The 21,590-nt window shown below is 72.2% G+C and carries 18 protein-coding genes and 1 tRNA gene; 8 read left to right on the top strand and 11 right to left on the bottom strand.

Annotated elements, in window-relative coordinates:
- Nucleotides 1–65 precede the first annotated feature (65 nt).
- A complete protein-coding gene (locus ACO2TI_RS21585) occupies nucleotides 66–941 on the top strand; it encodes a dienelactone hydrolase family protein (protein WP_423287309.1) in 876 nt (291 codons plus the stop codon).
- Between the two features lie 95 nt (nucleotides 942–1,036).
- Nucleotides 1,037–1,873: a ZIP family metal transporter gene (locus ACO2TI_RS21580; RefSeq protein ID WP_423287498.1), complete on the top strand. Its 837-nt coding sequence runs from the start codon at nucleotides 1,037–1,039 to the stop codon at nucleotides 1,871–1,873.
- A 31-nt stretch (nucleotides 1,874–1,904) separates the two neighbouring features.
- Here ACO2TI_RS21580 and ACO2TI_RS21575 read toward each other — a convergent pair whose 3' ends face one another.
- From ACO2TI_RS21575 to ppc, 3 genes are all read right to left on the bottom strand, one after another.
- Nucleotides 1,905–2,603, bottom strand: coding sequence for a hypothetical protein (locus ACO2TI_RS21575; RefSeq protein ID WP_423287307.1), 699 nt, complete (start codon nucleotides 2,601–2,603; stop codon nucleotides 1,905–1,907).
- 302 nt (nucleotides 2,604–2,905) lie between these two features.
- Nucleotides 2,906–3,097 carry a hypothetical protein gene (locus ACO2TI_RS21570; protein WP_423287305.1) on the bottom strand — a complete coding sequence of 64 codons (192 nt, stop codon included), beginning with the start codon at nucleotides 3,095–3,097 and terminating at the stop codon, nucleotides 2,906–2,908.
- Between the two features lie 36 nt (nucleotides 3,098–3,133).
- Nucleotides 3,134–5,917, bottom strand: a complete 2,784-nt coding sequence (gene ppc / locus ACO2TI_RS21565; RefSeq protein ID WP_423287303.1) for a phosphoenolpyruvate carboxylase — start codon at nucleotides 5,915–5,917, stop codon at nucleotides 3,134–3,136.
- Nucleotides 5,918–6,031: 114 nt separating this feature from the next.
- On the opposite strand from ppc, the gene hemC reads away from it, so the two are divergent.
- From hemC to ACO2TI_RS21540, 5 genes are all read left to right on the top strand, one after another.
- On the top strand, nucleotides 6,032–6,994 hold the full coding sequence (gene hemC / locus ACO2TI_RS21560; RefSeq protein ID WP_423287301.1) for a hydroxymethylbilane synthase: 963 nt from the start codon (nucleotides 6,032–6,034) through the stop codon (nucleotides 6,992–6,994).
- Nucleotides 6,995–6,996: 2 nt separating this feature from the next.
- Nucleotides 6,997–7,839 carry a uroporphyrinogen-III synthase gene (locus ACO2TI_RS21555; protein WP_423287299.1) on the top strand — a complete coding sequence of 281 codons (843 nt, stop codon included), beginning with the start codon at nucleotides 6,997–6,999 and terminating at the stop codon, nucleotides 7,837–7,839.
- Nucleotides 7,836–8,942: a uroporphyrinogen-III C-methyltransferase gene (locus ACO2TI_RS21550; RefSeq protein ID WP_423287297.1), complete on the top strand. Its 1,107-nt coding sequence runs from the start codon at nucleotides 7,836–7,838 to the stop codon at nucleotides 8,940–8,942. The genes ACO2TI_RS21555 and ACO2TI_RS21550 overlap by 4 nt, the downstream gene beginning before the upstream one ends.
- Before the next feature lie 15 nt (nucleotides 8,943–8,957).
- Nucleotides 8,958–10,202, top strand: a complete 1,245-nt coding sequence (locus ACO2TI_RS21545) for a heme biosynthesis HemY N-terminal domain-containing protein (protein WP_423287295.1) — start codon at nucleotides 8,958–8,960, stop codon at nucleotides 10,200–10,202.
- 75 nt (nucleotides 10,203–10,277) lie between these two features.
- Nucleotides 10,278–10,354 (top strand) — tRNA-Arg (locus tag ACO2TI_RS21540).
- Between the two features lie 151 nt (nucleotides 10,355–10,505).
- Here ACO2TI_RS21540 and ACO2TI_RS21535 read toward each other — a convergent pair.
- The 8 genes from ACO2TI_RS21535 to ACO2TI_RS21500 are packed head-to-tail and all read right to left on the bottom strand — an operon-like array spanning nucleotide 10,506 to nucleotide 20,787.
- Nucleotides 10,506–12,392 carry a diguanylate cyclase gene (locus ACO2TI_RS21535; protein ID WP_423287293.1) on the bottom strand — a complete coding sequence of 629 codons (1,887 nt, stop codon included), beginning with the start codon at nucleotides 12,390–12,392 and terminating at the stop codon, nucleotides 10,506–10,508.
- Nucleotides 12,393–12,400: 8 nt separating this feature from the next.
- Nucleotides 12,401–12,826, bottom strand: a complete 426-nt coding sequence (locus tag ACO2TI_RS21530; RefSeq protein WP_423287291.1) for a hypothetical protein — start codon at nucleotides 12,824–12,826, stop codon at nucleotides 12,401–12,403.
- Nucleotides 12,827–12,845: 19 nt separating this feature from the next.
- Nucleotides 12,846–14,750 (bottom strand): acyl-CoA synthetase, encoded by a 1,905-nt coding sequence (locus ACO2TI_RS21525; RefSeq protein ID WP_423287289.1) that lies wholly within the window; start codon nucleotides 14,748–14,750, stop codon nucleotides 12,846–12,848.
- Nucleotides 14,751–14,806: 56 nt separating this feature from the next.
- Entirely contained in the window at nucleotides 14,807–15,832 is a 1,026-nt protein-coding gene (locus ACO2TI_RS21520; protein WP_423287287.1) for an alcohol dehydrogenase catalytic domain-containing protein, read from the bottom strand.
- Nucleotides 15,822–17,480, bottom strand: coding sequence for a bifunctional 3-(3-hydroxy-phenyl)propionate/3-hydroxycinnamic acid hydroxylase (locus ACO2TI_RS21515; protein ID WP_423287285.1), 1,659 nt, complete (start codon nucleotides 17,478–17,480; stop codon nucleotides 15,822–15,824). Before ACO2TI_RS21515 ends, ACO2TI_RS21520 begins: the two co-directional genes overlap by 11 nt.
- Nucleotides 17,477–18,433 (bottom strand): fumarylacetoacetate hydrolase family protein, encoded by a 957-nt coding sequence (locus ACO2TI_RS21510; RefSeq protein ID WP_423287283.1) that lies wholly within the window; start codon nucleotides 18,431–18,433, stop codon nucleotides 17,477–17,479. The genes ACO2TI_RS21515 and ACO2TI_RS21510 overlap by 4 nt, the downstream gene beginning before the upstream one ends.
- Before the next feature lie 18 nt (nucleotides 18,434–18,451).
- On the bottom strand, nucleotides 18,452–19,594 hold the full coding sequence (locus tag ACO2TI_RS21505; RefSeq protein ID WP_423287281.1) for a VOC family protein: 1,143 nt from the start codon (nucleotides 19,592–19,594) through the stop codon (nucleotides 18,452–18,454).
- A 14-nt stretch (nucleotides 19,595–19,608) separates the two neighbouring features.
- Nucleotides 19,609–20,787 (bottom strand): OmpP1/FadL family transporter, encoded by a 1,179-nt coding sequence (locus ACO2TI_RS21500; protein ID WP_423287279.1) that lies wholly within the window; start codon nucleotides 20,785–20,787, stop codon nucleotides 19,609–19,611.
- 110 nt (nucleotides 20,788–20,897) lie between these two features.
- Between ACO2TI_RS21500 and ACO2TI_RS21495 the strand changes: the two genes are divergently transcribed.
- Entirely contained in the window at nucleotides 20,898–21,587 is a 690-nt protein-coding gene (locus tag ACO2TI_RS21495; protein WP_423287277.1) for a TetR/AcrR family transcriptional regulator, read from the top strand.
- The last annotated feature ends 3 nt before the right edge of the window (nucleotides 21,588–21,590 follow it).

The raw sequence follows: 21,590 nt of genomic DNA, 5'->3' as shown, positions 1-21,590 counted from the left end.
CGTCGCGCAACACACGGGCCTTCCTAGAATCGCCCGCTCCATCACTCGACTGCGGAGACCCGACGATGCTGAAGCAGGAGTTCGACAGCCTCACGCCCTCGCGCGACTTCTCCCGCCGCGATTTCGTGCAGACCTCGGTCGGTGCCGGCTTTGCGGCGGCCGTGATGCCGGTGGCCGCGCAAGGCGTGATCACGACCGACACGCAAGGCCTGGTCGCCGGCCCGGTCACGATTCCCGTCGGCGGCTTCCAGATGCCCGCCTACCGCGCCGCGCCGGCCGGCAAGGCCAAGCTGCCGGTGGTGCTCGTGGTCAGCGAGATCTTCGGCGTGCACGAGCACATCGCCGACGTCGCGCGGCGCTTCGCGAAGCAGGGCTACCTGGCGATCGCGCCCGAGCTCTTCGTGCGCCAGGGCGACGCGAAGAACCAGCCCGACATCCCGACGCTGCTCAAGGAAGTGGTCTCCAAGGTGCCCGACGCGCAGGTGATGGGCGACCTCGACGCCGCCGTTGCGTGGGCGCAGGCGAACGGCGGCGATGCCGGCAGGCTCGGCGTGACCGGCTTTTGCTGGGGTGGGCGCATCACCTGGCTGTACAGCGCGCACAGCCCCAAGGTGAAGGCCGGCGTGGCCTGGTATGGCCGCCTGGTCGGGCCAACCAACGAGCTGACGCCCAAGCAGCCGGTCGACCTGACCGGCGAGCTCGACGGCCCCGTGCTCGGCCTCTATGGCGGCCAGGACCAGGGCATCCCGCTTGACACGGTCGATAAGATGAAAGCGGCCCTGGTGGCGGGCAGCCCGGCGGCGAAGAAGAGCGAGTTCCACGTCTACCCCGACGCGCCGCACGCCTTCAACGCCGACTACCGGCCCAGCTACCGCAAGGACGCGGCCGACGACGGCTGGCAGCGCTGCCTGGCCTGGTTCAAGGCGAACGGCGTGGCCTGACAAACCCCGCGACGCGAACGCCGACCGCGCCCTCGGGGCGCGGTTTGTTTTGCCGGCGCATCGAACGAGCAAGAAGAAAGAACGACGACATGTCGATGACCCTCGTGTGGATCGTGGCGGCGACGCTGGTCGGCGGCGTGCTGTCGGTGGCCATCGCGGCCGGCATCACGGTCTCGGTGCTGTCGCTGATCGTGCGCCACCTGGTCAGCCTGTCGGCCGGCGTGCTGCTGGGCACCGCCTTGCTGAACCTGCTGCCCGAGGCGTTCGAGCAGCACGCGGGCGCCCAGCCGCAGGGTCTGTTCCTCACGCTGCTGGGCGGCTTGCTGTTCTTCTTCCTGCTCGAGAAGGTCGAGCTTTACCGCCACACCCATCACCACGAGGGCGACGGCCACCACCATCACCACCACTTCGACGCCGAGCAGGCCGGGCGCGGCGGCTGGAGCGTGCTGGTGGGCGACAGCATCCACAACTTCTGCGACGGCGTGCTGATCGCCGCGGCCTTCCTGGCCGACACGCGGCTGGGCGTGGCGACCGCGGCGGCGGTGATCGCGCACGAGATCCCGCAGGAGGTGGGCGACTACATCGTGCTGCTCAACGCCGGCTTCACGCGTGCACGCGCGCTGGCCTACAACGCGATCTCGGGCCTGGCGGCCGTGCTCGGCGGCGTGATCGGCTACTTCGTGATCGGCCCGTTCGAGCAGCTCACGCCCTATCTGCTGGTGGTGGCGTCGAGCAGCTTCATCTATGTGGCGGTGGCCGACCTGATCCCGCAGCTGCAGCGCCGGCTTGCGTGGCGCGAGCTGCTGGCGCAGCTGGGCTGGCTGGCCGCGGGGCTGCTGCTGATCGCGGCCGTGACGGGCGTGTCGCACGAGCATGGGCACGGCCATGAAGGCCATGCCCATGAAGAGGCGCCCGTCGCCCAACGGGACTGATTCCCCTCAGGGGCAGCGAGCGCGCGGCGCTTCAGTCGGCCGCGAAGCAGTAGAAGCGGCCGACACCGCCCGTCTTGACCAGGGCCTCCTGGCTGCAGCCGGCCGTCTGGTGCGAGAAGTTCCACGAGGTGGACCAGTTGTCGGCCGTCGGGCCGGCGCGGTCATGATGGCCGACGATGGCCGAGCCCTCGGCGCCGCCGCGGGTCCAGCCGGCGCAGCTCGTGTCGGTGTGCGGCGCGAACGCGGTGCCGTCGGCGCGCGAGCCGGTGAGCATGTCGTGTTCCAGCGGGGTCTCTCCGCGGCCCTTGATGGTGTTGCCGCGCTCGTCGAGCGCCGTCGCCCTGGAGATGAGGTTGCCGTCGTGCAGGTGCTCGAGGTCACGTGCGATCAGCTCGCCCTTGGCATTGAACCAGGGTCCCTTGCCGATGCGATCGCGCGCATGGACGGCAGGCGTCGCCGGGGTGCCGCCCGAGGGCAACGTGCCCGGCACGCTCAGGTAGGCCCGCCAGGTCTTGTTGCCTGCGCCCGCGGCGGCGGCGAGCTTCTGGCAGTGCGCATCGGCGCCCGCGAGGCCGCCGAGGTCGGCCCCCTTGCCGCTGCCGACGCTGGTGACGAAGAAGCTCATCGGCCCCTTGGCCGTCGCCTGCGCAGTGCTCTGGCCCGGGCTGGTGCAGGCGCTGAGCAAGGCGACCGCCGCAGCGGTCAGGGCCAAGAGTCTCGTGGCACGCATGGGCAGCCTCCGTCGGGGTGTCGATGAAAGCGCCTGTATAGCGCACTCGCCTGCGCGGCGTGGCTACGGAAGTTCCCGCGGCAGCGGCCACCGTCGCGGCCGCGGCCGCGGCTCAGCGATTGCGTCGGGGCGCCACCGCGCGCCAGAGCGCGTCCGACCAGGCATTGCGCTGCTCGACGTAGGTCTGATGACCTCGACGCCGGCGAGCCAGGCCTTGTGTTCGCGCAGCTGCCGCGTGACGGTGGTCTTGCCGGAGCCGTGGGGCCCGGCGATCACGATGAGGACCGGGCGAAGCCGCTCGGTCATGCGGCCGCGCGCTGGGCCAGGAAGTCCCGCACGTGCTGCCGGGCCTGCGCGACCTCCGCCGCGATGCGTGCACGCAGCGCCAGATCGGCTTGGCGTGCCGCCTTGCGCGCCTGGGCATGAGCGCGCCTGGCCAGCGCGGCGACATCGGCGTCGGACAGATCCTTGAGCGGATCGGCCAGCAGGGCCACCGAAGCGCTCGTGCCCCGGCTGCGTTCGAGGCGTCGTCAACCCGAGTTGCGCAGGCCCGCCGCGACCCCGTTGATCGACAGGTGGATGCCGCGCTGCACGCGCTCGTGCACCGCGCCTTCGTCGTCCTTCTGCGCGCGGTAGCGGCGCATCAGCTCGACCTGCAGGTGGTTCAGCGGGTCGAGGTAGGGGAAGCGGTGCGCGATCGAGCGCGCCAGCGCCGGGTTGCCCGCCAGGCGCGTGCGCTCGCCGGTGACGAGCGCCAGCGCCTGCTCGGTGCGCTGCCATTCGCTCTGGATCGCGCCGAAGATCTTCTGCGCGCGCCGGCGGTCGGGCACCAGCTCGACGTAGCGCGCCGCCACGGCCAGGTCGCCCTTGGCCAGCACCATGTCCATGTTCGACAGCAGCGTGCGCAGGAAGGGCCACTCCTTGTGCATGCGCTGCAGCAGCTTCGTGCGCTCGGTGCGCTCGCGCGTGCTGCTCGCCGCGTCGAGCCAGCCCATCACCGCCGAGCCGAAGCCGTACCAGCCCGGCAGCGCCGCGCGGCACTGGCCCCAGCTGAAGCCCCAAGGGATGGCGCGCAGGTCCTCGATGGCCTGCGTGGCCTTGCGCGAGGCAGGGCGCGAGCCGATGTTCAGCTCGGCGATCTCGCGGATCGGCGTCGCGGCGAAGAAGTAGTCGGTGAAGCCCGGGGTTTCGTAGACCAGCGCGCGGTAAGCCGCCATGCTGCGTGCAGAGAGTTCGGCCGCCGCATCGAGGAACAGCTTCGGCGCCGGCCGCGCGGGCGGCAGCAGCGTCGCTTCGAGCGTCGCGGCGACGAGGGTTTCGAGGTTGCGCCGGCCGATCTCGGGGTTGGCGTACTTGGAGGCGATCACCTCGCCCTGCTCGGTCAGGCGGATCTGGCCGTTCACCGTGCCGGGCGGCTGCGCGAGGATGGCCTGGTAACTCGGGCCGCCGCCGCGGCCGACCGTGCCGCCGCGGCCGTGGAACAGACGCAGCACCAGGCCGTGTTGCGCCTGCAGCGGCGCAAACAGTTCCACCAGCGCGGTCTCGGCGCGGTAGAGTTCCCAGTTGCTCGTGAAGAAGCCGCCGTCCTTGTTGCTGTCGGAGTAGCCGAGCATCACGTCCTGCTCGGCGCCGGAGCGCAGCACGAGGTCGAGCACGCCGGGCACCGCGTAGTAGCCGCGCATGATGTCGGCGGCGTGGCGCAGGTCGGCGATGGTCTCGAACAGCGGCACGACGATCAGCGACGCGGTCGACGCGCCGTCGTCGAGCGTGCCTTCCATCAGCCCGGCTTCCTTTTGCAGCAGCAGCACCTCGAGCAGGTCGCTCACCGTCTCGGTGTGGCTGATGATGGCGTGGCGGATCGCGCCGGCGCCAAAGCGCGCACGCCCCTCGCGCGCGGCCTCGAAGATCGCCAGCTCGCCCTGCGTCTTGGCGCTGTAGGCCGCGTGCGGCACGCGCAGCGGGCGCGCGTCGTTGAGCGCTTCGACCAGGCGCGCGATCTTGGCGTCTTCGTCGAGCGCGGCGTAGTCGGGCTCGATGCGCGCCACCTTGAACAGCTCGGCCAGCACGAGCTCGTGCTGGTCGGAGCTTTGGCGCAGGTCGATCGTCGCGAGATGGAAGCCGAACACCTGCACCGCGCGGATCAGCGGCGCGAGCCGGTCGGCCGCGAGCGCGGCGCCGTGGTGGCTGGCCAGTGAAGCCTCGACCGTGCGCAGGTCGGCCAGCAAATCGTCGGCACTTTCATAGGGCGTGGACGGCGCGACGGCATGGCGCAGCGCCTCGGTGCCGGTGAGCGCGTGCAGCGTGCCCGCCAGGCGCGCATAGACGCCGATCAGCGCGCGGCGGTAGGGCTCGTCCTGGCGCTGCGGATGGTCGTCGCCGGAGCGCTCGGCCAGCGCCGCGAGCTCGGGCGTCACCTCGACCAGCAGCGCCGACATCGACAGCTCGCCGCCGAGCTCGTGCACCTGCGTGAGGTAGTGGCGCAGCGCGGTCTCGCACTGGCGCGCGAGCGCGAGCTGCAGCGTCGCTGCGGTGACGTTGGGGTTGCCGTCGCGGTCGCCGCCGATCCAGTTGCCCATGCGGAAGAACGGGCCGACCTCGTGCTCGCCGAGCTGCTCCTCGAGCATTGCGTAGATCTGCGGAATCTCGCGCAGGAAGGTGGAGTGGTAGTAGCGCAGCGCGTTGTCGATCTCGTCGCCGACCGTGAGCTTGCTCGGGCGCAACAGGCGCGTCTGCCAGAGCTGGGCCACGCGCGCGCGCAGCCGGGCCTCGTTGGTCGAAAGCTCGTGCTCGCCGTCCAGGCCGTCGCGCTCGGCGATCAGCTCGGCGATCGAGCGCTCGGCGGCCATCACGCTCTGGCGCTGCACCTCGGTCGGGTGGGCGGTCAGCACCGGCGAGACATGGGCGCGCGCCAGCAGCTCGGCGATCTCGCGCGGCTTGATGCCGCGCTTCTTGAGCCGCTCAAAGCTGGCGGCCAGCGAACCCTCCTGGACGTGGCCCAGGCGCTCGTGATGCACGCGCCGGCGCACGTGGTGGCGGTCCTCGGCGATGTTGGCCAGGTGCGAAAAATAGCTGAACGCGCGCACCACCGAGACCGCCTGCTCGACGCTCAGCTCGCGCAGCAGGCGGTCGAGCTTGCGGCCGGCCGCGGCGTCGCGCTTGAGCCGGTAGGCCACCGCCAGCTGTCGGATGCGCTCGATCAGCTCGAAGGCCTCGGTGCCCTCCTGTTCGCGGATCACGTCGCCCAGCACGCGGCCGAGCAGGCGGATGTCTTCGACGAGCGGGCGATCGGTGGCGGCGGCGCGACGGGCGGGCATGGGACTGCTCGGCTGGTGGGCAAAGCGGCCATGCTAACCGCCGGCGAGGCGTACGCAGCTTGCGAACGACCGTTCGGCGCGGTGCGCCGGGGTGGCGCTGCTAGCATTCCCGCAATGACTTCGACGACGCTTTCTCCCTGGGTGATCGCCACGCGCGAGAGCCGCCTCGCGCTGTGGCAGGCCGAGCATGTGCGCGCGCTGCTCGGCCCATCTCTTGCCGCGCCGGTCACGCTGATGGGCATGACCACGCGCGGCGACCAGATCCTCGATCGCACGCTGGCCAAGGTCGGCGGCAAGGGCTTGTTCGTCAAGGAGCTCGAGACCGCGCTGGAATCCGGCGCGGCGCACCTCGCGGTGCACTCGCTGAAGGACGTGCCGATGGACCTGCCGGCCGGCTTTGCACTGGCGGCCGTGCTCGAACGCGAGGATCCGCGCGATGCCTGGGTCTCGACGAGCTACGCAGACGTGAACGCGCTGCCCGAAGGCGCCGTGGTCGGCACCTCGAGCCTGCGCCGCGTCGTGCAGCTGGCCGCGCTGCGGCCCGACCTGCGCATCGAGCCGCTGCGCGGCAACCTCGACACGCGCCTGCGCAAGCTCGACGAAGGCCGCTACGACGCGATCGTGCTCGCCGCCGCGGGGCTCAAGCGGCTGGGCCTGGCGGCGCGCATCCGCGGCGTGTTCGATCCCGACGTGATGCTGCCGGCCGCGGGCCAGGGCGCGCTGGGCATCGAGCTGCGCGCCGATGCGCGAACGCAGCACCCGCTGCTGTGGCAGGCCGTCGAGGCGCTGACGCACCGGCCGACCTGGTTCTCCGTGCATGCCGAGCGCGCGGTGGCGCGCACGCTGGGCGGCAGCTGCAGCATGCCGCTGGCCGCGCACGCGCGCTTCGCGGCCGACGGCCGCACGCTCGAGCTGCGCGCCGCGCTGGGCGCCGAGCCGGCCGAGGGCGTCGCACCGCGCGGCCTCGTCACGGCCCGCGCGAGCGCGGTCGTGAGCGACACCGTGCAGGCCGAGGCGCTGGGCCGCGAGGTCGCTCAGCAGCTGCTCGGCAACGGCGGGCGCGAGCTGCTCGCCTAGCCGTGACCGCGCCGACCCTGCTCGTGACGCGGCCCGCCGAGCAGGTGGCGGGCTGGGTCGAGGCGCTGCGCGCCGAGGGCGTGAATGCCCAGGCGCTGCCGCTGATCGGCATCGCGCCCTTGGCCGACACGGCGCCGGTGCGCGCGCTGTGGAGCCGGCTGAGCCAATGGCAGGCGCTGGTGTTCGTCAGCGCGAACGCCGTGGGCCAGTTCTTCGCGCAGCGGCCGGCGCAGGTGGCGTGGCCGGCCGGGCTCATGGCCGCCGCGCCCGGGCGCGGCACCGCGCAGGCCTTGCGCGCGGCGGGCGTGCCGGCGGCATGCGTGGTCGAACCGGCGGCCGATGCGCGCTCGCTCGACTCCGAGTCGCTGTGGGACGCGCTCGAAGGCCGGCGTGATTGGCGCGCGGCGCGCGTGCTCATCCTGCGCGGGGCCGACGTGGCCGACGCGGCACCTGCGGTCGGCCGCGGCCGCGAGTGGCTGGCACGGCAGCTCACCGAGGCCGGGGCAACGGTGCAGCTGCAGGCCGTCTATCAGCGCGGGCCGGCGCTGCTCGATGCCGCGCAGCACGCGCTGCTGGCCGGGGCGCTGGCGAAGCCGGCCGATCACGCGTGGCTGTTCAGCAGCGCAGAGGCGATCGAGCGCCTGCATGTGCTCGCGCTCGAGGCCGGCTTGCCCCTGGTTCCTGGCTCGATGCGGGCGCTCGTGACGCACCCGCGCATCGCCGAGCGCGCACGCGCCCTCGGCTGGCGCGAGCCCGGGCTCGTGGCGCCCGAACCGGCCGCGATCGCGGCTGCGCTGCGTGACGTGGGCGCACAAGGCCCGTCGATAGAATCCTTCGCACCGTGACCGACGCGACTTCTCCCACTGTCGAACCCACCGGCGCCGCGCCGGTGCCGCCCGCCGCGAAGCCGCGCCCGCAACGGATCACGCCGGTCCTGGCGCTGGCGGCGCTGCTGGCTGCCGCCGGCATCGGTGCCTTCGCGTGGACCACGCATCAGCGCATGCGCGCCCTCGAGCAGGAGCTCGTGCGCCGCCAGCAGGACGCACAGGGCCAGGTCACCGAGTCGCGCGTGATCGCCAAGCAGGCGCAAGACGCCGCGCGCGAGGCGCTGGCCAAGGCCACGCTGCTCGAAGCCCGCGTCGCCGAAGCGGCGCTGCAGCGCAGCCAGCTCGAGGAGCTGATCCAGTCACTCTCGCGTTCGCGCGACGAGAACCTCGTCGTCGACATCGAGGCTGGTTTGCGCGTGGCCTTGCAGCAGTCCACGCTGACCGGCAGCGCCGAGCCGGTGGTTGCGGCCCTGAAGAGTGCCGACGAGCGGCTTGCGCGCGTGAACCAGCCGCGCCTGGCCGGCGTGCGCCGCGCGGTGGCGCGCGATCTCGATCGCGTCAAGGCCGTCGCGGTGGCCGATCTGCCGACGCTCATCATCAAGCTCGACGAAGCGGTGCGCATGGTCGACGACCTGCCGCTGCTCGCGGCCGAGCCGCGCGCCGCCGAGCCCGCCAAGCCGTCGCGGGCGATCACGCGCGGCTCCGCATCGGCGCCGCAGCCCGCGGCCTCGGCGGCCTCGGCTGCGGCCGACTGGTCCAGCGCCGGGCGCGCCTGGGCGCAAACGGTCTGGGACGAAGTGCGCAGCCTGCTGCGCGTGACGCGCATCGACCAGCCCGACGCGATGCTCCTCGCGCCTGAGCAGAGCTGGTTCCTGCGCGAGAACCTCAAGCTGCGCCTGTTGAACGCGCGGCTCGCGCTGCTGTCGCGCCAGTTCGACACGGTGCAGACCGACCTGCAGGCCGCGCAGGCCGCGATCGACCGCTATGCCGACCGCCACGCGCGGCGCACCGCGGCGCTGTCGGAGCTCGTGCGCGGCGTGGCCAGCCAGGCCCGCCAGGCCGGCGTGCCGCGGCCCGACGAGACCCTGGCCGCGCTCGCCGCGGCCGCGGCCGGTCGCTGACCACGGACGCCGCGAATGCGTACCGTCGTCTGGGTTCTGCTGCTGGCGATCGTGGCCGTGGTCGCGGCCACGCTGCTGGGCGGCAACGACAGCGTGGTGACGATCTACTGGGCGCCGTGGCGCGTGGATCTTTCGCTCAACCTGTTCGTCGTCGGCGTCGTCGTGTTCTGCATCGTGCTCAACGCGCTGCTGCAAGGCATCGGTGCGCTGGTCGGCATGCCGCGACGCGCGCGCGAGTGGCGCGTCGCGCGGCGCGATCGCACCGCGCAGGCCGCGCTGCGCGAGGCGCTGGCGCAGTATTTCGGCGGGCGCTTCAGCCGCGCGCACAAGGCCGCGCAGCGCGCCGTGGCGATCCAGCTCGACACGCCCGAGCTGAAGGACGACCGCGAGTTCGCCGCGCTGGGCCACCTGCTCGCCGCCGGCAGCCTGCACCGCCTGCAGGACAAGGCGCGCCGCAACGAGCAACTCGAGCGCGCGCTCTCGATCGCGCAGCGCGGCAATGCTCGCGCTGCGGAGGAGGGCGCGCTGCTGCTCGCGGCCGAATGGGCCATCGACGACCGCGACGCCGCGCGCGCGCTCGAACTGGTGGCACAGCTGCCGCCTGGCGTCGCGCGGCGCACGCAGGCGTTGCGGCTCAAGCTGGCTGCGGCCCGTCTTGCGCGCCAACCCGGCGAAGCGTTGCGCACCGCGCGCCTGCTGGGCAAGCACCAGGCCTTCTCGCCGGCCGCCGCGCAAGGCCTGATGCGTTCGCTGGCCTACGAGGCCATCGACGCGACGCGCGACCTCGACCAGATCAAGCGCGCCTGGCGCGAATTCGACGCCAACGAGCGGCGCGACGCCTTCATCGCCGCGCGCACCGCGAACCACCTCGTCTCGCTCGGCTGGCCCGAAGAGGCGCGCGCCTGGCTGCGCCCGTTCTGGGACCGCCTCGGCGAACTCACGCGCGAGGAGCGCGACGTGATCGCGCGCGCACTGGCGCTCGCCAGCGACGGCATCGGCCCCGACTGGCTGCCGCGCCTCGAAGCCGCGCTGACCGGCTTTCCGCAGGAACCGGCGCTGGCCTACGCGGTCGGCCGCGCCTTCGCGGCGCGCGGCCTGTGGGGCAAGTCGCGCCAGCTGCTCGAAGCCGCCGCGGCCGACGACTCGCTCGACGGCGTTGCGCGGCGCGAAGCCTGGCTGCGCCTTGCCGCGATGGCCGAGCACGAGGGCGCCAGCGAGCGCGCGGCACACGCCTTCCGCGCGGCCGCGGCCATCGCGTGATCGCACCGGTTCTGCACTTTCGCGTGCAACACCGCAAGACAAGGAAAATCTTCGTGCTATACTGCGTGGCTCAGCGCGGCTGTAGCTCAGTTGGATAGAGTACTTGGCTACGAACCAAGGGGTCGTGGGTTCGAATCCTGCCAGCCGCGCCACCTAACAAGAAGAACAAAGAACAAGAAGAGAACACGGGCCAGCCCCGCGAGGGGCTGGCCCGTGTTCCTTTGGTGGGGGAATTTTGGGGGGATTCGCGTCCACCTACCCCTCTTGTTGCTGCTTACCCTGTGCAGCCGTGGCAGCGGCGTCTCAGTGTTCCCCCCGCGATTCGAACGGCCTCACGGCATTGCGGCCCGCCCGCTTGGCCGCATAGCAGGCGATGTCGGCGGCATCGAGAACCTCGGCCACCGTGCCTTGGCATGCATCGACTTCCACGACGCCGATGCTGGCGGTGACCCGCAGCGACGGGTCGGTGTCGCACGTGCCGTTCAGCTCGACCTGAGTGCGCAGCTCCTGCGCCTTTTGCAGCGCCTCGGCCAGCGTGCAGCGGCGCAGCAGCACCGCGAACTCGTCGCCGCCCAAACGCCCGACGGTGTCGTCGGCGCGCACGCGCATCTGCAGCAGCTGGGCGATCTTCTTCAGCAGCGCGTCGCCGGCCGCATGGCCGGCGCCGTCGTTGACCGGCTTGAAGTGGTCCAGGTCGATGAACAGCGCACATGCGCGGTCGCGGCGGCGGTCGCTCACGAGCAGGCCGAGCTGCCGCTCGAACTCCCGGCGGTTGACCAGCTCGGTCAGCGGATCGCGGGTCGCGCTCCACAGCAAGGATTCGCGCTGGCGGCGCGCCTCGGTGGCGTCGGAGACGATCCAGATGCGACGCATGCGATCGCCCTTGAGGTCGGTGCCGTGCACATGGGCCCACAGCATCGAGCCGTCGCGGCGGCGCAGCGGCATCTCGCCGCGAAACCAGCGACCCTCGCGGAAGGCCGCCTCGACCGCGTCGCGCAGCGCCGGCTGCTCGTCGGGGCACAGCAAGGCTTCCCAGCGCGTGCCTTGCAGCTCGCCCGAGGCATAACCGGTGAGGCGTTCGAGTTCGCTGCTGACCAGATCGAAACGCGCGTCCGTCGTGAATGCGATGCCGACCGGCGCATGCGCAAGGACCGCATGCATGCGCTGCAGCGCCTGCTCCATCTCGCGGCGGCTGGCGGCGAGCTGCACGCTCACGTCCCTGAGCACGTGCGAGAGTTCGCCCACCTCGCCGCTGGCCGCAGGCCAGCCCTCGGCAGGCGCCTGGTGCGCATCGACGGCGCGCAGCGCGCGGCGGCTCAGCTGTCCCATCGGCCGCATGAACCAGGCGGTGATCGCAAAGATCGCGAGCGCGCCCGCCAGACCCACCAACAGGCCCAGCGCGACGGTGCGCGATGCCGAGCGGGTCGCCTCGCCGAACAAGGCTTCGGCGTTCGCGACGCGGAACACCACCCAATCGGTGCCGGGCACCGCCGCCATCGCGGCGAAGCGGTCGCCCGAGCGTTCGGTCCATGGTGCCGGCTCGAGCGGGCTTCCCTGGCGCCGCCATCGCTCGACGATCCCGCGCAGGCCCGGCTCGTCGTCGATCGCCGTCATCAGCTTCTGCCGCTCGGCATGGGCCAGCACGCGGCCTTGCTGGTCGGCGACGATGGTGCGGATGTTCCCGGCATCGAGCGCCGCCGCGGCGGCGATGCCGGACAGGAAGTTCGTCTCGTCCAATCGCAACACGCCCGCCACGTACGGCGGTCGCGTTTCGCCGGTGGGCAGTGGGGCGGCCAGCATCACGTGGCCCGTGTGCGTCGCGGCGCCTTGCGCGCGCGTTGCGACCGGCATCGGGCGCGCGGGAAGGTCGGCGCTGCCGCCCGCGACGACCGTGACGTCGTTGAACAGCATGCGCAGCACGGCCGTCTGCGCCAGGAACGCCTGCACGCGCTGCGGATCGGCAAGCTGTCCGCGCGGCCAGTCCTGCGCCGCGGCGGACAGCGCGCGTTCGCGGTCGACCACGCTGGCGGACAAGGACGCCGCCAGCTGGGCCACGCCGAGGTTCGATTCGATGATCGATCCCTCCGTGCGTGCCTGCATCTCGCCGATCGCCTGGACGACGGTGACCGCGACGCTGATGGCGATCACGAACGCGCCGGCGATGGCCAGCCTGAGCTTCAAGGTGCCCATCGCACGCGTCAGCTGCGCACCGGCGCGATCGTGAAGTGCGCGAAGCCCCGCGTGGCCGCGATCTCCGAAGCCAGCAGCGCCGTCGATACCGCGCGCGACTTGTTCGGCGCGACCACGCTGACGCGCCAGACGACCTGGTCGTTGGCATAGCTGACGGTCAGGCTTTCGGGCAGCAGCTGGTAGCCGCGCGCCGCGGCGCGTTCCCGCAGCAGTCCGAGGTCGGGCAGCTCGCCGGGCTGGAAGGTCGGCGCCACATCCAGCGTGATGCGCCGCGGCGGCCGCGACTCCAGCCGGTGCAGCAGTGGGTGGCCGTTGTAGGAGCGCTTATAGCCGACCGGCATGCCCAGCAGCAGCGCGCCCACCAGGTTCAGGCCGATGAAGGCATTGGCGGCCAGGAACGGGCCGCTCCAGTAGTGCTGCAGGTCGCCGAGCATCGCCTTGCTCCTCGCGGCCTCAGGCGGCCGGCGGCTTCGAGATCGCGAAGCGCAGCGGGAAGCGGCCCAGCACCTCGCGCGCCCGCGGCTCGTCGGCGGCGTCGGCCAGCGCGACGCTGACCGTCAGGCCGTCGCGCGGATCGAGCGCGGCCTCGACGCGCGCGGCGGCGACGCCGGCTTCCTGCAGCGCGTTGCGGAGGCTGTCGGCGACCTCGCGCCGGCGCAGTTCGGGCTTGAAGATCTTGCCGACGCCGGTCAGCGGCATCGCATCGAGCACGTGGATCGCCTTGGGCTGCGCGGCGCGCTCGGCCACCTGCGACGCGGCGAACGCGAGCAGTTCCTCCTCGCTCGCGCGCGCACCGGGCTTGAGCTGGACATAGGCGACGGGCAGTTCGCCGGCGTGCGCATCGGGCCGGCCGACCGCGGCGGCCAGCTGCACCGCAGGGTGGCGGTGCAGCGGCTCCTCGATGCTCGCCGGGTCGATGTTGTGGCCGCCGCGGATGATCAGCTCCTTCTTGCGCCCGGTCAGGTAGAAGTAGCCCTCGGCGTCCTGCCGGCCGAGGTCGCCGGTGTTGAGCCAGCGGCGGCCGTCGCCCAGGTCGATCCAGGGGCCGGCGTCGTCTTCGTGGCCGCGGTAGCCGAGGAAGACGTTGGGGCCGCTGATCGCGAGCACGCCGGGCTCGTCCGTCTCGCAGTCGCGCAGGTAGCGGCCGCGCTCGTCGAGCACCACGGCCTTCATCGCCTGCAGCGGCACGCGCAGGCCGATCGAGCCGCTGCGCCGCTCGCCGCGCGGGGGATTGCAGCTGCTCACGCAGGTGCCCTCGGTCAGGCCGTAGCCCTCCAGGATCTTGAGCCCGGTCAGCTGCTGGAAGCTGCGCAGCAGCTCGACGGGCATCGGCGCGGCACCGCACAGGCCGTACTCGAGCGAGCTCAGGTCGCGGCCCTGCGTGGGCTGTTGCAGCAGCGCCGCGTAGACGGTGGGCACGCCGCTGAAGAAGTTGATGCGGTGATGCTCGACCAGCTCCCAGAAGCGCGCGACCACGCCCTCGCCGCGGTAGCCCTGCGGCGTGCCGAGCAGCACGTGCGCGCCGCGCGAGAACGGCAGCAGGCCGGTGACCAGCACGCCGTTCACGTGGAACAGCGGCAGGCCGCAGAACAGCGTCTTGCCCTGCGAGATGCCCTCGCCGAGGAACTGTGCGGCGCTCCACGCGTTGGCGACTTCGTTGCCGTGCGTGCGCATCGCGATCTTCGGTGCGCCGGTGGTGCCGCCGGTGCAGAAGTAGGAGGAGCGCTCGCTCGATCGGATGCGCCGCCCGCTGAGCAGGCGGTCCGAAGGCTGGCGCTGCAGGCCGGCGTGGAAGTCGTGCAGCTGCCAGCGCGCGGCCGCATCGGGCTCGACGCTGCCGGCCGGGCGGCGCGCCGGATCGACCAGCACCACGTGCGCCAGGCTCGGCACGCCGGCCAGCGCCGGTTGCAGCCGGCTCCACAGGTCCATGCCGGGCAGCGGCGCCAGCGTGATCAGCACTTTCGCGCCGCCGGCGGCCAGCAGCTCGGCGATCGCCGCCGGCTCCAGCAGCGGATTGATCGCGAACGCGATGCCCGCGGCCTGCGCGCCCCAGATCGCCAGGTGCGTCTCGGGCAGGTTGGGCAGCACGAAGGCCACCACGTCGTCGCTGCCGACGCCCAGTTCGTGCAGGAAATTGGCGGTGGCGGTGATGCGCTCGAACAGCTCGCGATAGCTCCAGCGCCGCGGGTTCGCGTGGTCTTCGATGCGCGCGAAGAACGACAGCGCGGGCGCATCCGGCTGGGCGCGCGCGGTGGCGCCGATCATCTCGTAGGTGCTTTCCGGCAGCGAGGCCGGCAGGCGGCCGTCGAGCGAGCGCTCGAGCGCGAGAACATCGGTCATGGAGGCGATGGCATTCATGGTCTCGATCCCCTTTGGCGTCATGGCCGCAGTTGTGGCCGCAGTGGTGGCCGCAGTCATGGCAACAGCACCGCTTTGCCGGCTAGGCCCGCCGACACGTGGGCGAACGCGGCATCGGCTTGATCCAACGGCCGCGCAATGCCCACCGGCAATGCGAGTCGTCGGGCGCGAACGCCGTCGGCAAGCGCGTCGAGCGCCTCGCGGTCGGGCCGGAACACCGTCCAGGCGTAGCGCGCCTGCGGCGCACGCGACGCGACGACGGCCCGCACCGCCTTCCATTCGCGGCGGCTCGCGGCCGCGCCGCGCAGCCAGCCAAGGCGGTCGAAGTTGCCGAGCAGCGGGTGGACCGTCGTGGCGTGACCGAGCGCGCCGGGGGCCAGGCGCGAGGCCAGCGCCGCGTCATCGTCCCAGCTGCCGAAGTTGAGCACCGCGTCGTAGTCGGGGCGCAGCACATCGAGGCAGCCCGGCCAGCGCTCGACCGCAAGCTGCACGTCGAGCGCCTCGGCGACTGCGCGCTGGCCGCGGCCGCAGATGGCCGTGATGCGGCAACCCCAGCCGACCAGCAGCTGCATCGCAAGGCGGCCCAGGCCGCCGGTCGCGCCGTGGATCAGCACGCGCGCACCGCGCGCCCGGGTCTCGCCGAGGCCGATCGCGCGCAATGCGAGCCACAACGTGGTGAACGAGTAGGGCAGTACCGCGAGCGCAGCGGGGTCGGTCTCGCCGGGCGCGGGCCGCAGCAGATCCTGCGGCACAGCGACCAGCGAGGCATGCGTGCCGCCGGCGCGGCGCGCGCCGACCAGGCCGAACACCTTCTGTCCCGGCGAGAAGCGCGTGGCGCGCGCGCCGACGGCCTCGACCACGCCGGCGAGATCGTTGCCGAGCACGAACGGCGCCCGCGCGGCGCCCTTGAGCGAGAACATCCGGCGCCCGTATCCGGCGGCGCGCTTCACGTCGATCGGGTTGACCGAGGCCGCCTGCACGCGCACCAGCACCTCGCCGGCTGCCGGCCTCGGCTCGGGCGCATCACGCACGGCGAGCCGCGGCGGCGTGCCCGGCTCCACGCACACGAGTTCACGACGCATGCGCAGCTCCTGCGACGCGATGCACGCCGCCGGCCGGCGCGGGCGCCGAGATGCGCTCGAGCGCCTCGCGCAGCAGGGCCTCGCAGTCCTCGATCGGCCCTTCGGCCAGCACGCAGCGGTCGGGCCGCACGATCGCGACCCAGCCGATCGGCACGCGACGCGGCAGCAACGCCTCGTCGAGCGCCTCGAGCCGCCGCTGCGGCGGCGCCAGGTGCTGCGCCTGGCCGCGCTGGCACCACTGCCACAGCTTGCCGCCCGCAGCCTGCCAGCGCTGCATCAGCTCGGCCGGCAGCGCCTGCGCCGGATCGACGCCGAAACCGATCAGGGCCCAATGCGGGCCCAGCACGTCGTCGCTGAGCACCGGGGCACCGCCGGTGCCCGGGCGTACCCAGCCCTGCGGCAGCATCGATCCGGCGCGCAGCCGCTCTCGCCCGCGCGCGCGCCAGAACAGGCCCGCGTCGAACACATTGGCCGGCTTGAGCTTGAGGTCCTCGAACAGCGCGCGCCCGGCGGGCAGCACGCGCATCAGGCTCACGAGCCCGTGGATCACGAAGGCGGCCGGGCGGCTGCGCGGCATCACCAGCGCGCCGAGCGTGCGCGCGAGCCGGATGATCTTGCGTGCATGCGGCCGGCGCTCGGTGTCGTAGCTGTCGAGCACGTGCTCGCCGGCCTGCCCGTGCACGACCGCGGCCAGCTTCCAGGCGAGGTTTGCCGCGTCGCGCAGCCCTGCGACCAGGCCCTGGCCGGCGAACGGCGGCGTGATGTGGGCCGCGTCGCCGACGAGGAAGCAACGACCCTCCGAGAACCGCCGCGCCTCGCGCGCATGGAAGCGATAGACCGCGGTGCGCTCGATGCGGATGCGCTCGCTGTCGCACCAGGGGGCAAGCAGGCGGCGCACCGCCTGCGGCGACTCCATCTCCTCGGCTTGCTCGCCGGGCTTGAGCATGAACTCCCAGCGCTGGCGCCCGCCCGGCGCGACCATGCGCGGCGAAGGCCGCCGCGGGTCGCAGACGAACTCGACGTGATCGATCGGATCAGGCACGTCGAGCGCGTCGACGATCAGCCAGTCCTGTTGGAAGCTGCGGCCCTCGAACTCGAAGCCGAGCAGCCGGCGCACGAGCGAGCTCGCGCCGTCGGCGCCGACGAGGTAGCGGGCGCGCACCCGGGTCGTGCTGCCGTCGTCGTTGGTCAGCTCGGCGAACACGCCGCTGCCGTCGTCCATGAAGCCGTTCAACGCGACGCCCAGGCGCACTTCGACGCTCGGGTACTGCGCGAGCTTGCCGCGCAGCAGCTGCTCGAGCTCGGGCTGGTAGAAGGTCACCAGCGCCGGGTGGCCGTCGACGATGCCGGCGCTGTTGATGCGCGCAAAGCGGCCGAACAGCGGCGATCGGTACTGCACCTGCGGGATCGCGACGACCTGGAACTCGCCTTCGCGCACGCCGGCCATCTGCAGGATGCGCAGCGCCTCGTTGTCGAGCGCGATCGCGCGCGGCTTTTCGAAGATCGCGCGTGCCTTGTCGATCACCAGCACGCGCAAGCCGAAGCGGCCGAGCAGGTTGGCGAGCGCCGCGCCGACCGGCCCGAGCCCGACCAGCAGCACGTCGGTGTCGTGCGGCGACGGCGCGCCGTGGGCGGTCGAGGTGCTCATGGCGCGGTGATGCGAGTGGTCTGCTCGCCGAGGTCGATCGCGCCGTCGTCGGTGCGGATGGTCGCGCTGATGCGGTCGCCCGGGCGCAGGTAGGCCGGGTTGGCGCGGCCCTTGCGCACGAACATGCGCCACTTGCCGGCGTCGCTGACCAGGTGGCGCAGGACGAACATCGCGAGCTTGCCCGGCGCGCGCGCCGCGCAGCCGGCCGGCGTGCCGGTGGCGACCAGGTCGCCAGGCTCGAGGTCGTGCATCGCGGCCAGCTCGCTGAGCGTGGCCGCCGGCGCATGGATCATCTCGGCGCAGTAGGCGTCCTGGCGCGGCTGGCCGTTGACCGCCAGGCGCATGTGCAGCTCGGGCAAGCGCGCCCATTCCTCGGCCGACAGCAGTACCAGCGTCGGCCCGACCGGACCGAAGCCGCGGTAGCTCTTGCCCTTGTAGAACTGGCCCTGCGGCAGCTGCACGTCGCGCGCCGACAGGTCGTTGACGATGGTCACGCCGGCCAGCCACTGATGCAGCTCGCCCGGCTCGACGCGCGTGCCGGCCGGCAGCGCGCGGCGCAGCACCAGGCCCAGCTCGATCTCGTAGTCCAGCAGCTGCACGTGTGCCGGACGCACCACCGGCGCGTCGGCCGCGGTGATGCACGACGGCGCCTTGGTGAAGATCGTGTTGAACGGGAAGTTCTCGACGCGCAGGCCCGACTCGGCGATGTGGCTGCGGTAGTTGATGCCCTGGCAGATGAACTGCTGCTGGCGCGTCACCGGCGCGAGCAGCTGCACGCGCTCGAGCGGCAGCACCGCCTGCGACGGCGTGGCGGCCCACAGCGCGTCCCAGTGGCGCGACAGCAGCTCGCCGGTGCTCGGCGCATCGGTCGACAGCGGCGCGATGAGTCGGCCGAACAGCACGCCCCAGCGGGGCACGCCTTGTTCGGCGTAGCGGATGATCGAAACAGGCATGGAAGGATCCGTCTTGGGTTACAGCCAGGGGCGGGCAGGCGCGTCGAGCGCGGAACCGAGCAGCTTCAGCCGCGCCGGCGTGATCGCCTTGCGGCGCAGCAGCCCGATCAGGTGCAGGAGGGTGCGCAGGTTCTTGCGCGGCTTCATCGAGGCTGGCGCGTCGTCGCCCCAGGCCCAGATGCCGCCGAACTCGAGCGGCGAGTAGCAGGTCTCGAAGTCGGCGGTGAAGACGTCGCCGTCGGTGTAGTGCTCGTACTCGAAGCCTTGGGGGTCGCGCCAGTAGTCGAACAGCTGGCTGCCCAGCAGGTGGCGGCCGATCCCCCACATGTGCTCGTGGCCCTGCGCGCGCAGCACCTGCTGACCCTGGCCGAGCGCGTCGAGGTCGAGCACCTCGTAGGCGCTGTGCTCGTACTTCTCCTCGATGCCGCCGACGATCACCAGCGTGTGGTGGTCGGCCGGCTGCGCGCCGAGGTCGAGACGGCAGAACGCGAGCGCGGGGCTGCCGTCGGCCAGGTACTGCACGTCGGTCGGAATGAGGCCGAGCACGCGCAGGTACCACTCGGCCATGCGGTCGAAGTCCAGCGTCTGCAGCACCACGTGACCGAGGCGCACGACGCGCGCCGGCTCGATCGGCGTGCGCACCGTGCGGTTCACGCGCGGCGTGCAATGCGCAGTGTTGGTGTCGGCCGTGACCGCCTGGCGAAGCGGCAGCGGCTCGACGCGCAGGCAGTCCTTGAGCAGCCAGACGCTGCGCCCACTCGGGTCGGCAAGCTCGACACCGCGCCCACCGGTCGGCAGTTGCCGCGCGTCGATCCAGCGCGCGCCGAGTTCGGCGACGTAGCGGTCGAGGTCGGTGTCGGCCGACATCTGGAAGGCCGGTCCGACGAAACGGTCCTCGCGGCCGGCCTCGGCCACGGCGATGCACGCCGCGCTGCCGGTGCCACGCGCGACCAGCTTCTGCGGCGTCGAGCTGACGATGTGCAGGCCGAAGTCACGCCAGAAGCGCTCGGTCGGCGCGAGCTCGCGCTTCTCCCAGCGCAGGAAGGCCAGTTCGGTGGCGCGGCCGAGCGCGCTCGGTCGAGACAGGCGCTGGACATCGGGTGGCAGCCGGCTTTCCGGGCAGGACTCGGGCTGCCGCAGCACGGCTTGTGAGCCTTTCAAGATGCGGTCTCGCTTCAAAAGTTGTGGTGGTAGCCGAGCAAAAACATCTGCACCTTGCTCGTCAGGGATGTGCCCGCGCTCGCGCCGGTGCCCTCGAGCGTGGTGCGCGGATTGAGCTCGTAGCCGAGATTGATCTCCGAGCGTTCGCCGCTGCGCCAGCTCAGCCCCACGCTGTAGGCGCGGTCGTGGATCGACGGCACGAGCAGGTTCTGCACTGCGCGCGAACTGTCGATCTGGCGGTCATTGCGGCTGATGCCGGCGCGCAGGGTCCAGCGATCGTCGAGCGACCAGGCCGCGCCCAGGCGAAGCACCGGCTGGTTGCGCCAGGCGAAGCCGTTCGGATCGCGCATCGCCTCGATCTCGCCCCACAGGATGCGCAGCCAGTCGGCCGCCAGCGTCAGGCGCGGCGTCGCCTGCCATGCCACGCCCACGCCGTACTGCGCCGGCACGTCGAGGTGGCCGTCGCTGTAGGCGAGCAGGTCGCGCTCGTAGCCGTCGAGGCTGCTCATGCGCACGCGCGAGCGGGCCGTGGCGCCGAGCGTCCAGTTCTCGGCGGGCTTCCAAAGCAGTCCGGCGCGCACGCCGATGCCGGTGGCGCTTTGCCGGCCGTGGCCGGGCAGCGGCATGAGGCCGCCGGGCACCGGCGCCGGCACGATCACGCCGTCGGCTTCGAACTGCTGCCAGGCCAGCGTGAGGCCCAGTCCGACGGCGAGGTCCGGACGCGGCGCGTAGGCGAGCGCCGGCACGAACTCGGCCACGCGCAGCGATGTCTTCGCCTCGCCGGCTCCGGCCACCGGCAGCGCCGGCTGGCCGTAATCGGAGCCGGCGCCGGCGCCCGAGACGCTGAGCCCGACCGCGATGCCGCCGTCGAGCTGCCGGTTGATGCCGCCTTCGGGCACCGGCTGCGTCTGCCGGTTGTCGAGGTTGTTGCCCGGCAGCACGTACTCGGCCGAGGAGTGGCCGCGAAACAGCTGCAAGCCGAAGGTCGCCGATGAAGGCACGAATGCAAGGCCGGCCGGGTTGTTCGCCGCGGCCGTCGCGTCCAGCGGCAGCGCGATCGATGCGCCGCCCATCGAGGCGTTCTTGATCCCGATGCCGCCCGGCTGGGCGCCGTTGACGGCCCATGCGTCAGCGTGAAGGGCTGCAGCGGCTGCGGCGACAGCGAGGAGGCAAGGCCGTGGGAGTCGAGACATCGGAGGTCCTTCGAGCGGATGACGCGGGCGTCGAGGGACGTAATAATGACGTTCATGTCATTATGACACGATTGTCGTTTTCACCTACCAACCGGCGGCACAATCGACCCATGCAGATCCAGGACCATCGCCAGCGGGTGGCGGCCGAGCGCCGCGAACGGATGCGCGCGCGCCTGTTCGCCAGCGCGATGAAACTCATCGCGGCCAAGGGCACGGCGGCCACGTCGATCGACGACGTGATCAGCGCTGCCGAGGTCTCGCGCGGCACCTTCTACAAGTACTTCGCGTCGCCCGACGCGCTGGTGCAAGAGCTCGCGATCGAGATCGCCAACGAGCTGATCCGCATGGCCGAGCCGGTCGTGCTGAGCCACGACGATCCGGCGCAGCGCGTCTCGTGCGGCATCCGCCTGGTCGCGCGGCTGGCGATCGACCATCCGCTGGCGGCGAGCTTCCTGGTGCGCCTCGGATGGCCCGACGTGCGCGGGCCCAACATCCTGCTCGAGTTCGTGCGCCGCGACCTGCTCGAGGGCATCCGCCAGGGCCGCTTCGCGCCGATGCCCATTGCGCTGGCGCTCAACATCGTCGCCGGGGCCGTGCTCGGTGCGACGCATTGCATGCTCGAGCCGGACTGCGAGAGCGACTTCGCAGAGCAGACCGCGGCGGCCGCGCTGCGAGCGCTGGGCGTCGACGCCAAGGGCGCCGAGCGCATTGCGCATTCGGCCTTGCGGCCGGTCGAGATCCTCGCAGGCGGCCTGCTGGTGCAGACCTCGGCCGCAATGGCCGCGGCGCAGCCGCGCTGAGTC

It is taken from the genome of Caldimonas sp. KR1-144 (assembly GCF_049446155.1).
Lineage (GTDB): Bacteria > Pseudomonadota > Gammaproteobacteria > Burkholderiales > Burkholderiaceae_C > Rivibacter.
Note: the sequence above shows the minus strand (reverse complement) of the source record. Positions and strands in the feature narration are given on the sequence as shown.